This window comes from Paenibacillus sp. GL_099_B (genome assembly GCF_057835695.1).
In genome coordinates this window covers 5,647,138-5,660,157 of the sequence record NZ_CM174430.1, presented here as the reverse complement: position 1 = coordinate 5,660,157, position 13,020 = coordinate 5,647,138, and the positions used below count along the sequence as shown (strand labels likewise).

Here is a 13,020-nt window from a genome sequence, read left to right as displayed (position 1 = left end):
CAAATGCGAATATTAGCTCCACCATTTTGGTGGGAATGAAAATGAAACGCTCTTGATTCACTGGGGCGGCTATATGAGGCAGAAAAGGAGATTACGTCATGTTTGGTGGTTTTACGAAAGATTTGGGTATTGATTTGGGGACAGCGAATACGCTGGTTTATGTACGTGGAAAAGGAATTGTGGTGCGCGAACCTTCGGTTGTCGCTATACGGACAGATACAAAAACCATCGAGGCAGTAGGTGAAGCCGCCAAAAAAATGATTGGACGTACACCAGGTAACATTCGTGCCATTCGTCCAATGAAAGATGGCGTTATTGCCGATTTCGATACAACGGCAACGATGATCAAATATTTCATCCGTGAGGCGCAGAAACAACGCTCCATGTTCCAACGTCATCCGAACGTGATGGTATGTGTACCATCCGGGATTACTGCAGTAGAACAACGCGCGGTTGAAGATGCAACCAAACAGGCTGGAGCACGTGAAGCCTATACGATTGAAGAGCCCTTTGCAGCTGCCATTGGTGCAGATCTGCCTGTATGGGAACCAACGGGTAGTATGGTTGTCGATATTGGTGGCGGTACAACGGAAGTGGCTGTCATCTCTCTTGGCGGTATTGTAACAAGCCGTTCGGTTCGTGTAGCGGGTGACGAGATGGATGAATCCGTGATTCAATACATTAAACGCCAGTATAATCTGATGATCGGTGAACGTACATCGGAGCAGTTGAAAATGGATATCGGATCAGCTATGCCGCTTGAGCAAGTGGAAACAATGGAAATTCGTGGACGCGACCTCGTTACAGGCCTGCCGAAGACGATTACGATTACTTCGGATGAAATCAGCGAAGCTCTGGCGGATACGGTGAATGCCATTGTTGAAGCTGTAAAAGTAACCTTGGAGAAATGTCCTCCTGAGCTGGCAGCAGATATTATGGACCGTGGTATTGTTCTCACAGGTGGTGGCGCATTGCTTCGCAATCTGGACAAGCTGCTTGCTGGTGAGACAGGAATGCCTGTTATCGTAGCAGAGAACCCGCTCGATTGCGTTGCAATCGGAACAGGTAAAGCGCTTGAGAATATTCATTTGTTCAAGAGCAGAAGCAGTTCGGCAGTTCGTTCCAAACGTTAATTGATATATGCTATGCTTGGCTCGCTTATCGACCAAGGGGCATGATATCAACGAAGAGGACCCGGTTAACCCCGGGAGAGCTATTACCCGCATACCCGGGGAGAATCGGCTGATATTCTCGATGGGACTATAAGTCTGACAGTCTCCCCGCCGGGCATGGCTCGGAAGAGAATAATGGATGTTAGAGGGTGGTCGAACTGTTTAAACTGCTGGGTAACAAAAGACTTTTTGTTTTGCTGGTGGGCCTTGTTACATTTATCGCGTTAATGGGCTTTACGCTCGGTCCGCGAACCGCTCTATCCTGGCCGGAGAAATTCCTGAAGGATTCAGTCGGATTTGTACAATACGTATTTTACAAGCCCGCTTCTTCTGTAGCGGGCTTTTTCAAAGATTTGGCGAACATGCGTACGGTATATCAAGAAAATGAAGAGCTTCGTATTGCAATGGGTCACTATACCCGAGATCGACTGAAATACAATGATATGGAGCAGGTGAATGAACAGCTCCAGAAAGCTCTCAATTTTACCGAGGAACAAAAGAATCGGTATAACTACGGTTCGCGAATTGCTCAAGTAATCAGTGCCAACTCTGACCCGAACAGCAGAACGATTAATATCGATATTGGTGAAAATGCGGGAATCAAGGCTGGAATGGCTGTTACTTCGCAAGAGGGGCTGGTTGGGGTTGTCAGTCATGTCAGTTCATACACGTCAACAGTTAATCTGTTAACTTCCATGGACGCTAATGATCCAACTTCCAATGCCATTGCAGCTACAGCGGTTGGTAAAGAAAAAGTGTTTGGTATGATTGAAAGTTATGATCCGAAGACTGGCATGCTTAAAATGACCAAGATTTCGGAAGATTCAAATATCAAAAAAGATGATGAAATCATCTCCTCCGGAATTATCAACAATTTTCCGAAGTACATGCGTATTGGAAAAGTGGAGAAGGTTGAAGTTGGGGAATATGGTTTGACACGGACTGCGATTATTAAGCCATATGCAAGCTTTCTGGACTGGAAAGAGCTGATTGTGATTATCCCACCTGAGGTAAAAGAATAATGATAACGCGCAAGCAAGTCTTATTCCTGTTACTGTTCGTTTTGTTCATTGTTGAAGGAACGATCCTTCCGCTGCTCATTCCTTCGGCCTGGCAAATGCGTATTTCTGCCAACCTGGTCTACATCGTGATTTTGTTTATTGCTGTATATCATCATCGGCACACGGCGTTGGTGCTTGGCATATTATTTGGACTTTTGCACGATGTCGTATTTTACGGCGAAATGATTGGACCATACGGATTCTCGATGGGATTATCGGCATATATGATGGGACTTATTTTTCAAGCGCCACGCGCACCACTGCCGGTTATGGTTTCTGTCGTCCTTTTGGGAAGTCTGCTGAATGACACCATGTTATTCTTTCTGTACAAGCTCTTCCAACTCAATCATGTGACATTTGACTGGGCATTGCTTGAATACATGATTCCCAATTTGTTCATTCATTTTGTGTTCGCGCTGATCATTTATGTTCCTCTTCGGAAACAACTGGAGCGGATTGGTAAGAGAAAGAGCAAAGCACAAGAAGCTTCTTGATACATTTATGGAGTGAGAAGCAGGAACTTGGGGACCCGGGCACGAAATGTAATGAGATGGGAGGGACAGGCTTATGACGGTAAAATCGAATCACGTAACGATTAAAGGCATCCGAGACGGCCTGGTTTTCCTGTTGGACGATCAATGTGAATTCGAGGAATTGCTCTACGAGCTCCGCTATAAGCTGGAACACAGCCATCAAAATATTTTGACCGGACCGATAGTTCATGTGGATATCAAACTGGGCAACCGGGAAGTGACGGAGGACCAGAAAGAAGCAATTCTTGATATATTGAAACAAAAAGGGAATTTGCTCATTCGTTCCATAGACTCACCGGCCCTTAAACCAGAGGTTAAAGGGCCGCCGCCGATTGTAACCATGTGTGGTATGGTGCGTTCGGGTCAGGTGCTTCATCATGAAGGGAATCTACTGTTTCTTGGTGATATCAATCCGGGGGGCACAGTAACGTGTACCGGAGATATATATGTTTTGGGTTCACTCAGAGGCATGGCTCACGCTGGAATTGGTGGGGACGAAGACTCGATCATTGCTGCTTCGGTGTTTGCACCAACGCAGCTGCGGATCGCTGACATCATCAGCCGTCCTCCCGATGAGTGGGAGAGCCGAGAGACCGGAATGGAATTTGCTTATTTACAGGACAATCAGATGCAGATCGACAAGATGAGCAATATCGTTCGGTTGCGCCGAGATTTTAATGTGTTTAAAGGAGTGTAGCTCATGGGAGAGGCGATCGTGATCACTTCGGGTAAAGGCGGCGTGGGTAAAACAACCACCTCGGCAAACATCGGGACAGCGCTGGCGCTGCTCGGCAAAAAGGTTTGTCTGGTAGATACCGATATCGGCCTCCGCAATCTGGATGTCGTGATGGGACTCGAAAACCGGATCATTTATGATCTGTGCGACGTTGCGGACGGCCGCTGCCGACTGAATCAGGCTTTGGTCAAAGATAAACGTTTCGAAGAATTATATATGCTGCCTGCAGCACAAACGAGAGATAAGAACTCTGTGTCACCAGAACAGGTGAAGGACATTATTCTCGAATTAAAAAAAGATTTTGAATACGTCATTATTGATTGTCCAGCCGGAATTGAGCAGGGGTTCAAAAATGCGGTTGCAGGAGCTGACCAGGCGATTGTGGTCACTACACCAGAAAATGCGGCTGTCCGTGATGCGGACCGTGTCATTGGTTTGCTGGAGAGTTCACACATTCAATCACCAAAACTGGTCGTGAACCGTATCCGTAACAATATGGTCAAATCAGGCGACATGCTCGACATTGACGGCATTTTACAAGTACTTAACATTGATTTGATTGGGATTGTTCCTGATGATGAGCTTGTCATCAAGGCAGCCAACTCGGGAGAGCCCACAGTAATGAATCCGGATTCACTTGCGGCCATTGCCTATCGAAATATTGCCCGTCGTATTCTGGGAGATACCGTTCCTCTGATGCAATTGGAGCAAAAAAAGGGTGCTTTCACACGTTTTAAGAAGTTCTTTGGAATGGGTTAACGTGTTCTTTCTCATCACATTCATGTATGATAGCCGTGGCCCTCAAGCCCGGCTTTTTGAATATTATGAAGCATTTTATTAAAGGCGTCTTGTATAGAACAGGATATATATACTTCACAGGAGGACTCCACGTTGTGGGGTTATTTTTGCTTCCAGCCGAAGCTTGTTCATATTATGAACGAGCCCCTCATAGGATGTAGTAAACAAGCCTCGGCGGGAGGACATTCCATGAATACGAAACTCAGAATCAAGCAGAGAAGAGAAGAGCGCATTCGGCGGTTAATGGATGGTGCTACGGAAGAAATTATGCAGCAACGAGAATCGGGCTCGGTATCCGATAAGCGTACATCTGCGCAACGTAATCCGTTCTCGTCTATGGATATACAAGATAATCTGCGAACGGCAAGATCTTCGCTGGCAGAACCGGAAAGAGATCCGGAATGGCTGTGGAAAAAAGAGAACGGGCATTATGGTCCTGGCGGCCATCCACGCTTCAATTTGATGAAGTCATTCGTAGGACGAACGGTGGTTAGCATTTTATTATTCGGCGGCGTCTGGGGATTGTTCCAGTTGAACACTTCATGGACGACACCTGCCAAAACCGTGATAGCCGATGTGCTGCATCGGGATATGGATTTTGCTTATGCCGCTGCCTGGTACGAAAGGCATTTTGGCGGAACGCCATCATTCCTGCCTGTTCTTGGACATACCACCGATCCTGTGAACAGCTCGGGTATTCGACACCTGCTGGGCAAACCGATCTCGGGAACCGTCGTTCAGCCTTTTGCGCTGAGCATGAAAGGTATTGAGATTGTTCCCGAAGCTGGCGGTACGGGACTTGTTCAAGTAGTCAGTTCAGATGCCGGACGAGTACTTCAAGTATTGGATGATCCGGAAAATGGGACAACGGTTGTAATCCAGCACTCTGGTCAAGTCACAGCCATATACGGACGTTTGAGCGAAAGTGAAGTCCAGGTGAATGATTGGGTAGAAGCGGGTGACGCGGTCGGTAGCCTAAAGGATATTGGAAATGATCAACCTGCCACTTTGTATTTCGCTGTAAAAGAGGGCGAGAAGTACGTAGACCCTGCGGAAGTGGTTGCCCTTGATTAGGTTGTGGGGTGTACGTATCTCGTTTCATCCTTTTTTTGTGATTATCATGATGGCTTCCCTGTTGACCGGGAACTTTATTGAACTCATCACGCTGTTTGCCATCGTTTTTATTCATGAATGTGGACATGCTGCAGCGGCAGCCCTTCTGGGCTGCCGTGTCCTTTCGATACAGATGCTTCCTTTTGGCGGCGTCGCCGTTATTGAGGATGCCGGAAATATTACAGCGCGTCGGGAGATCATTATCGCTTTGGCAGGTCCTTTTCAAAATATGCTCATGGTTGGAGTTGTTTTGTTGCTGAAGTACGGGAACTTGGGAGACCCGCTTTTTCTGGATTATATTATACAGGGGAATCTGCTGATTGCCCTATTTAACCTACTACCCGTGTTGCCGCTGGATGGCGGTAAAATTGTACAGGCACTCGTTAGTATTGCTGCTCCCTACTATACGACATTGATGTGGACTTACAGAATCAGCATTCTGTGTAGCGCAGGGGTTATCTTGGTTGCCGTCGGTCGATGGTTTACCGGTGATTATGGGCTGCCGCTAAATATTCTGTTGATCGGAATTTTTCTGTTCTATTCCAATGTGACTGATTACCGAAATATCCCATACCGGTTTATCCGATTTCTGATGAATCGTGAAAGTGCATTCACCCGTCATGCAGCTACAGGCAGTTTGGCGCAGCCGATTATCTCATTTCCGGCGAAACCTTTGGAGACTATTTTGCGTCTATTAAAGAGAGAAAGATACCATATGATATATGTGATGAATAGACAGGGAAGAATCATGGCCGTTTTGCCTGAGCAGCGAATCATCGGTTCTTATTTCAAACAAGACACGGATAAGTTGTAGCATCCTGGTGGATCTGTCCTGAATTGGGTTAATACATGTACAATGAGTATGCAAAGATACAGAATGGATGTGGATGAATTGAATTGTCTTCTAGAGGTGAAGCCATGAAACAAATGATTGTACATAATGAACATAACCTCATGCAAATGGCGCTTCTGGAAGAAGGCAAAGCTGTAGAATTCATGGCAGAGCGTACACGCGAGCGTGGACTGCTGGGTTCGTACTTCAAAGGACGGGTAGTGAACGTGTTACCAGGTATGCAAGCTGCTTTTGTGGATATCGGTCAGAAAAAGAATGCTTTTCTGTATGTGGACGATGTATTGCATCCCAATCTGGAGAAACAACCCAAAGTGAAGCCTTCAATTTCGGAGCTGCTTCGTCCAGGTCAGGATGTAATCGTCCAGGTCCTGAAGGAACCAGTAGGAAGCAAGGGTGCCCGGGTGACGACTCATTATTCGCTGCCGGGCCGCTGGCTTGTCTACATGCCTTTAGCGGACTATGTAGCCGTCTCCAAGAAAATTGCCCGTGAGGGGGATCGATCCCGCCTCAAAACGCTGGGTGAACAATTGAGACGGGACGAAGAGGGTCTTATCATACGAACCGTATCCGCAGAGGAACAGAAGGAAGCCATTCAGGCCGACCTGGAAACATTACGTAAGCAGTGGCGTCTGATTCGTGAAAAAGCGGATAGTTTGCCTTCACCAAGCCTGCTGCATCGGGATCACAGTATGGTTCAGCGGATCATTCGTGATGTGTATACGCCTGGCAGCGATGAAGTAATTACGGACAATGAAGTACAAGCCCGTGAGTTGAGTGCTTTGCTGGAGGAAATCTGTCCGGGCCATCAACCTAAAGTACAGGTATACAGGGGAGAAGGATCAATTTTTGCTGCTTATCGTGTGCAGGAGCAGTTGAACAAGGATTTTGCCCGCAAGGTATGGCTGCCTGGTGGCGGATATATTGTCATTGATCATACCGAGGCGCTCACTGTAGTCGATGTCAATACAGGCAAGTACACGGGAGCAGGCGGTGACAGCCTGGAAGAGACTGTAACGGAGACGAACATGCAGGCAGCGGTTGAGATCGCCCGTTTAATGCGTCTTCGGGATATCGGCGGCATGATTATTGTGGACTTCATTGATATGGAGGAAGCGATGAATCGGCATGAAGTTGCGGCAACGCTGGAAAATGAACTCAAGAAGGATCGAACCAAGGCTTTTGTAATGGGTTGGACCAAGCTGGGATTGCTCGAACTTACCCGTAAGAAGGTACGGGAAGAGAGCACGCTTCCTTACGTGGAGCCGTGTTCTTCCTGTCATGGGACAGGCAAAAGATATATTTCGCCGTTGCATTGATTTTTAGTATAGTTGGTGGTATAATCATCAGGTATGTGTTTAGCCTATTGGTCTTGCACATGCTGTAACCGCACTGGCCGGGTACAAGAACAGTTCCGCAAGGACACTGTCACCTGAGACCGGGCGAGTCTGAGACATGAGGAGGTGCAAGGCAAATGTACGCAATTATTGAAACAGGTGGCAAACAGTACAAAGTCCAAGAGGGCGATGTTCTGTTCATCGAGAAATTGACTGCGAACGATGGCGAAAGCGTAACGTTCGACCGTGTCCTGGCTGTATCTAACGATCAAGGTTTGACAGCAGGTACACCATTGGTTTCCGGAGCAACTGTAACGGCTAAAGTGGAGAAACATGGCAAAGGACAAAAGGTTGTTGTATACAAATACAAACCTAAAAAGAACTACCATGTGAAGCAAGGTCACCGTCAACCGTATACAAAAGTAACTATCGAAGCAATCAAAGCGTAAGAAGGTGCGATAAGTGATTATCGTTCAAATCTTTCGTAATGATGACGGGAGCATCGATCGTTTCTCCATCAAAGGGCATGCTAATTTTGCCAAGCGAGGAGAAGACATCGTATGTGCCGGGGTATCCGCTGTTACAGTGGGTACGGTGAACTCGATCGAAACATTGACTGGTGTCGAAATGGACGCCAAGATGAAGAATGGCTTTTTAAGCGCTTCTTTACCGGTGTTGGAGAAAGACGGAACCTGGTCCCAGGTACAATTGCTACTCGAATCCATGGTGCTTATGCTCACTGATATTGCAGAGTCATACGGAAAGTATATTCAGATAGAGCAAGTCAAATAATTAAAGAAGGAGGACAACCAATCATGTTGAAATTAAATCTTCAGTTATTCGCATCGAAAAAAGGTGTAGGTTCCACGAAGAATGGTCGTGACAGTAACGCACAACGCCTTGGCGTTAAACGTGCTGACGGACAAACAGTAACTGGTGGTAGCATTCTCGTTCGCCAACGCGGAACGAAAATTCACCCAGGTACTAACGTGGGTATCGGTAAAGATGACACTTTGTTTGCGAAAGTTGACGGCGTTGTGAAATTCGAACGTTGGGGACGCGATCGTAAAAAAGTAAGCATCTACCCTGTGAATGTTGCTCCAGTAGCAGCTGCAGTAGAAGCATAATATCGGCATTCCGCCTAAGGAGCCTTCGGCATTTTTGCCGGAGGCTTTTTGTATTTATAGGTTATTCGATAATGAACTGGCAGAAAAGACATGTTATACTTGGTTACGGTGGGGTTTAAACCAACCGAGTTTTGTAGAACGGGGAGAAGCCATGAAATCTTGGAAAAGAGTGCCCTGGATTGCGGCATGTTCACTTCTGATTCCTTTGGTTTTCGTTATGCTGTATCCAGTGATTATTTCAATTGCTGTATACGCATTGTGGTCCGTCGCGGTGCTTTTTGTTTCTGTGAATGTGATGAAGAGACAAGCAAAGGCGGAACGCAGAACCATCATACAATCTATGGAAAAGACAGCAATTGCATCATTAAATCATCATAGGCATGATTGGATGAACGATCTTCAGGTATTGTATGGATATCTTAGACTGGGCAAACTTGATAAATCAGTGCAATGTGTGGAAAGAATAGTAGAGCGGGTTAATGAAGAAAGCCGAATCTCCAGATTGGGTATTCCTTCACTCGTATTTTATCTTCAATCTTTCCGGACCAGTGGAGTCGCTCTGGAATTGCATGTGGTCGTAGAGGAAGAGTTGCAGCTTAGTGCTCTGGTCTCTCCCGAGGATGGCGAGTCGCTTACGGGGGCGATTGCCGATGCGATTCGAGCCTATCAATATGGCGGCGGCCGGTCGTCTTGGGGAGAGGTTCGCAAACTGACCTTGAACTTCGGACAGGATCACGGAGATGTGGTTGTCCGGCTGGATGGGGATCAAACACCCGATCCGGAAACATTGCGGCAGCTCAATGCCGTACTCAAAGGAAAAAAAGTCAGAACGGAGCAGCTTCCGTCTGAGGATACGTTTATACAATTCAGAATGCCTTGCGGAATATAGGAAGAAGGGGTTAACCAATGTTTGTAGATAAAGCGAAGATTTATGTGAAAGCCGGAGACGGAGGGGACGGAATTATTTCGTTTCGTCGTGAGAAGTATGTACCGAACGGCGGACCTGCCGGGGGTGATGGAGGCAGAGGAGCTGACATCATTTTTCGTGTGGATGAAGGTCTGCGTACGTTGATGGATTTCCGTTACCAGCGTCACTTCAAGGCCCCTCGTGGTGAGAAGGGACGTAATAAAAGTCAGCATGGCGCGAACGCTGAGAACATGATTGTACGTATTCCACCTGGAACCGTGATTTTGGATGAAGACAGTGGAGAAGTACTGGCTGATTTGACACGTCATGGTCAACAGGTTGTTGTTGCTCGTGGCGGACGAGGCGGACGGGGAAACATTCGTTTTGCCACGCCTAACAATCCAGCGCCAGAACTGGCCGAAAATGGCGAAGAAGGTCAAGAACGTTACATCGTACTTGAGCTTAAGGTCATGGCAGATGTCGGTTTGGTTGGTTTCCCAAGTGTCGGGAAATCTACACTGTTGTCTGTTGTTTCGGCAGCCAAGCCAAAGATTGGAGCATATCATTTTACAACCATTACTCCTAACCTGGGTGTTGTTGGTGTGGGTGAAGGTCGAAGCTTTGTTATGGCCGACTTGCCGGGTCTAATTGAAGGTGCTCATGAAGGTATTGGACTTGGACATGAGTTCTTGCGTCACGTAGAACGTACACGTATTATCGTTCATGTTGTTGACATGTCTGGTTCAGAAGGACGTGATCCGTTCGAAGACTGGCAGAAAATCAACGAGGAACTCAAATTGTACAATCCTGTCCTCGCTGAGAGACCACAAGTTGTAGCAGCCAATAAAATGGACATGCCGGATTCCGAAGCTAATCTGGAAGAGTTTTTGCAGAAGGCTCGTGAAGTTCAACCGGATATTGAAGTTATGCCTATTTCGTCCCTGACACGGAAAGGGATTCAAGAGCTCCTGTATCGTGCGGCTGATCTGCTGGATCAAATTCCGGACGAGCCAGTGGTTGAAGAAGTTGCTGATTTATCCGAACGAAAAGTGTACAGCTTGGACAAAAAAGAGGACGATGGTTTCCGTATTGTACGGGAGAATGAAATCTTCGTAGTCGAAAGTGCCAAGATTGAACGTATGATGAAACGGATGCAGCTGAATTCGCATGAAGCTATTCTCAAACTGGCGCGTACATTGCGCTATATGGGTGTGGATGCGGAATTGCGTAAACGCGGAGCTGAAGAAGGCACCATTGTGCGCATTGGCGAGTTTGAGTTCGAATTTGTGGAAGGCAGCAGCTACTATTAAGATAGCAGGCCGCAGTACGGATAGTGGTTAAAACATAAACGCAGAGAAGTGGGAGTTAACCCGCTGCTCTGCGTTTTTTTGTTTTTCCTTACCTGCACGTGGGATAAACTTGTATACTGTTAGGAATAGTTTTTCAAAAATAGGCATGTGAGGTATTGCCCTTTTGAGATAGATCCTATATAATGTCCACTATATGAATACATGAGTCTTTGAGGAGAGGACGTTCTGTGAATGAACGCTATTACTTAGTACGGGAAGACATTTTGCCAGAGGCTGTGGTGAAGACCATGCAGGTAAAAGAACTGCTAGCTTCCGGAGATGTCAAAACAGTTCATGAGGCGGTTGAACAGGTTGGATTAAGCCGAAGTGCTTTTTATAAGTACAAGGATGGCATCCATTTGATCAATCAGCTTGAACGGGAGCGAATTGTAACGATCTCCATTGATTTGGAGCATCAGTCAGGAATATTGTCTCGTGTGCTCGGACATGTAGCTGGTTATGGAGCCAACGTGCTAACCATTAATCAAAGTATCCCACTCCAGGGAAGAGCCAATGTTGTCATTTCAGTAGAGACATCACATCTCCATGGGGAAATCGGAGAAATGCTCGATCGGATGCAGGATATGCCCGGGGTTCGACGCACGCGCATTGTAGGCCAAGGTTAATTAGACGTTAACGTAAAACGTTTAGGAATAAGTTGTATGTATGGTTAAATCGTACAGGGGTGAAGGAGAAAAAGACATTGGGGGTAGATCGTTAGTGAAACCGGTAAAAGTGGGATTGTTGGGTCTGGGCACGGTGGGTACCGGGGTCGTTCGCATCCTGGAAGGAAATCAGGAGGATCTGAGCAGTCAGGTTGGATCACCGATCGTTATTGAGAAGATTGCAGTGAAGAATACAGAGAAGGATCGTGTCATTGCTGTAGACCGTGCGAAGCTGACTGAAGATCCTTGGGAAGTCATTCGTCACCCGGATATTGATGTTATCGTGGAAGTTATGGGCGGCATTGATCAGACCAAAGAGTACATTCTTGAAGCACTGGAGCGAGGCAAGCATATCGTAACCGCGAACAAGGATTTAATGGCTCTGCACGGTTCCGAAATCTTGGCCAAGGCACAGGAAAAGCAATGTGATGTATTCTACGAAGCGAGTGTGGCTGGGGGCATTCCGATCATCCGAACGCTGATTGAAGGTTTCTCATCCGACCGGATTACCCGCATTATGGGGATTGTGAACGGAACAACGAACTTTATTTTGACCAAAATGAGCCAAGAAGGCGCCTCGTATGAAGAGGTTCTGGCGGAGGCCCAAGCACTCGGATATGCGGAAACTGATCCAACTTCGGATGTCGAAGGACTCGATGCAGCTCGTAAAATGGCGATCCTAGGTACTTTGGGCTTCCGTACTAATGTGGAACTGAAAGACGTGACGGTTAAGGGGATTACATCCGTAACCCGTGAAGATATTACGTATGCCAAAAGACTCGGTTACGAGATGAAGCTGCTTGGTATCGCAGATCGTCGGGATGATGAGATCACCATTAGTGTTCAGCCGACGATGGTAAGACAGAATCATCCAATTGCATCCGTCAATGGCGTGTTCAACGCAGTGTATGTACATGGCGAAGCTGTAGGTGAGACGATGTTCTACGGTGCGGGTGCAGGCGAACTTCCGACGGCAACTTCAGTAGTAGCGGATATCGTGGCTGTGATCAAAAACCTGAAGCTGGGCGTGAATGGTCTCAAAGCAATTGTGCCTTACAAACAAAAGCGCCTGCAAAGTGACGAGCACATTATGTCGAAAAACTTCATTTTGCTGCATGTGGATGACAAGGCAGGGGTGCTGGCGCAAATCACACAAATCTTTGCTGAATACGAAGTCAGCCTGGCTTCGGTTGTGCAACAGCCGAACGAGCACAACCCGGATGCTGAGATCATCATCGTTACGCATAACGCTAGCAAGGCGAGCATGGATAAAGTGTTGAAACACTTTGAATCACTTGCCGTCATTCGTCGCATTAAGAGTGTATACCGGGTAGAAGGATAGTTCGTACCCAAATTCCGGTTTGAATTTTCA

General features: G+C 46.9%; 15 protein-coding genes and 1 other annotated feature. All 15 genes read left to right on the top strand.

Going from position 1 to position 13,020, the window contains the following annotated elements; all coding sequences use genetic code 11:
* Positions 1-98 precede the first annotated feature (98 nt).
* The gene (locus tag AC3ITG_RS25710; RefSeq protein WP_063568116.1) at positions 99-1,133 is read left to right on the top strand and encodes a rod shape-determining protein; all 1,035 of its coding nucleotides are present in this window, start codon (positions 99-101) and stop codon (positions 1,131-1,133) included.
* A 188-nt stretch (positions 1,134-1,321) separates the two neighbouring features.
* Positions 1,322-2,194 (top strand): rod shape-determining protein MreC, encoded by an 873-nt coding sequence (gene mreC, locus AC3ITG_RS25705; RefSeq protein WP_285078329.1) that lies wholly within the window; start codon positions 1,322-1,324, stop codon positions 2,192-2,194.
* Positions 2,194-2,727 (top strand): rod shape-determining protein MreD, encoded by a 534-nt coding sequence (locus AC3ITG_RS25700; RefSeq protein WP_376040431.1) that lies wholly within the window; start codon positions 2,194-2,196, stop codon positions 2,725-2,727. Before mreC ends, AC3ITG_RS25700 begins: the two co-directional genes overlap by 1 nt.
* A gap of 73 nt (positions 2,728-2,800) precedes the next feature.
* Entirely contained in the window at positions 2,801-3,463 is a 663-nt protein-coding gene (gene minC / locus AC3ITG_RS25695) for a septum site-determining protein MinC (protein ID WP_099858127.1), read from the top strand.
* 3 nt (positions 3,464-3,466) lie between these two features.
* Positions 3,467-4,261: a septum site-determining protein MinD gene (gene minD, locus AC3ITG_RS25690; RefSeq protein ID WP_053783092.1), complete on the top strand. Its 795-nt coding sequence runs from the start codon at positions 3,467-3,469 to the stop codon at positions 4,259-4,261.
* Positions 4,262-4,489: 228 nt separating this feature from the next.
* Entirely contained in the window at positions 4,490-5,374 is an 885-nt protein-coding gene (locus tag AC3ITG_RS25685) for a peptidoglycan DD-metalloendopeptidase family protein (protein WP_489251752.1), read from the top strand.
* Positions 5,367-6,227 carry a M50 family metallopeptidase gene (locus AC3ITG_RS25680; RefSeq protein ID WP_413373161.1) on the top strand — a complete coding sequence of 287 codons (861 nt, stop codon included), beginning with the start codon at positions 5,367-5,369 and terminating at the stop codon, positions 6,225-6,227. The genes AC3ITG_RS25685 and AC3ITG_RS25680 overlap by 8 nt, the downstream gene beginning before the upstream one ends.
* 104 nt (positions 6,228-6,331) lie before the next feature.
* Positions 6,332-7,582 carry an Rne/Rng family ribonuclease gene (locus tag AC3ITG_RS25675; RefSeq protein WP_489251751.1) on the top strand — a complete coding sequence of 417 codons (1,251 nt, stop codon included), beginning with the start codon at positions 6,332-6,334 and terminating at the stop codon, positions 7,580-7,582.
* Between the two features lie 56 nt (positions 7,583-7,638).
* Positions 7,639-7,723, top strand: a sequence feature (ribosomal protein L21 leader region).
* 14 nt (positions 7,724-7,737) lie between these two features.
* Positions 7,738-8,049, top strand: coding sequence for a 50S ribosomal protein L21 (gene rplU, locus AC3ITG_RS25670; RefSeq protein ID WP_062328098.1), 312 nt, complete (start codon positions 7,738-7,740; stop codon positions 8,047-8,049).
* 13 nt (positions 8,050-8,062) lie between these two features.
* On the top strand, positions 8,063-8,392 hold the full coding sequence (locus tag AC3ITG_RS25665; RefSeq protein ID WP_063568124.1) for a ribosomal-processing cysteine protease Prp: 330 nt from the start codon (positions 8,063-8,065) through the stop codon (positions 8,390-8,392).
* A 23-nt stretch (positions 8,393-8,415) separates the two neighbouring features.
* Entirely contained in the window at positions 8,416-8,727 is a 312-nt protein-coding gene (rpmA, locus tag AC3ITG_RS25660) for a 50S ribosomal protein L27 (protein ID WP_024633959.1), read from the top strand.
* A gap of 151 nt (positions 8,728-8,878) precedes the next feature.
* A complete protein-coding gene (locus AC3ITG_RS25655) occupies positions 8,879-9,616 on the top strand; it encodes a Spo0B domain-containing protein (protein WP_489251750.1) in 738 nt (245 codons plus the stop codon).
* Between the two features lie 17 nt (positions 9,617-9,633).
* The gene (gene obgE / locus AC3ITG_RS25650; RefSeq protein ID WP_064635830.1) at positions 9,634-10,944 is read left to right on the top strand and encodes a GTPase ObgE; all 1,311 of its coding nucleotides are present in this window, start codon (positions 9,634-9,636) and stop codon (positions 10,942-10,944) included.
* Positions 10,945-11,171: 227 nt separating this feature from the next.
* Positions 11,172-11,609 (top strand): ACT domain-containing protein, encoded by a 438-nt coding sequence (locus AC3ITG_RS25645; protein WP_024633956.1) that lies wholly within the window; start codon positions 11,172-11,174, stop codon positions 11,607-11,609.
* Between the two features lie 94 nt (positions 11,610-11,703).
* Positions 11,704-12,990: a homoserine dehydrogenase gene (locus AC3ITG_RS25640; RefSeq protein ID WP_413373155.1), complete on the top strand. Its 1,287-nt coding sequence runs from the start codon at positions 11,704-11,706 to the stop codon at positions 12,988-12,990.
* The last annotated feature ends 30 nt before the right edge of the window (positions 12,991-13,020 follow it).

What these genes read in the sequence shown, in the direction of transcription:
- minD (WP_053783092.1), top strand. Translation starts at nt 3,467, where the DNA reads ATGGGAGAGGCGATCGTGATCACTTCGGGTAAAGGCGGCGTGGGTAAA.
- rplU (WP_062328098.1), top strand. Translation starts at nt 7,738, where the DNA reads ATGTACGCAATTATTGAAACAGGTGGCAAACAGTACAAAGTCCAAGAG.
- minC (WP_099858127.1), top strand. Translation starts at nt 2,801, where the DNA reads ATGACGGTAAAATCGAATCACGTAACGATTAAAGGCATCCGAGACGGC.
- AC3ITG_RS25685 (WP_489251752.1), top strand. Translation starts at nt 4,490, where the DNA reads ATGAATACGAAACTCAGAATCAAGCAGAGAAGAGAAGAGCGCATTCGG.
- AC3ITG_RS25710 (WP_063568116.1), top strand. Translation starts at nt 99, where the DNA reads ATGTTTGGTGGTTTTACGAAAGATTTGGGTATTGATTTGGGGACAGCG.
- AC3ITG_RS25675 (WP_489251751.1), top strand. Translation starts at nt 6,332, where the DNA reads ATGAAACAAATGATTGTACATAATGAACATAACCTCATGCAAATGGCG.
- AC3ITG_RS25700 (WP_376040431.1), top strand. Translation starts at nt 2,194, where the DNA reads ATGATAACGCGCAAGCAAGTCTTATTCCTGTTACTGTTCGTTTTGTTC.
- rpmA (WP_024633959.1), top strand. Translation starts at nt 8,416, where the DNA reads ATGTTGAAATTAAATCTTCAGTTATTCGCATCGAAAAAAGGTGTAGGT.
- obgE (WP_064635830.1), top strand. Translation starts at nt 9,634, where the DNA reads ATGTTTGTAGATAAAGCGAAGATTTATGTGAAAGCCGGAGACGGAGGG.
- AC3ITG_RS25655 (WP_489251750.1), top strand. Translation starts at nt 8,879, where the DNA reads ATGAAATCTTGGAAAAGAGTGCCCTGGATTGCGGCATGTTCACTTCTG.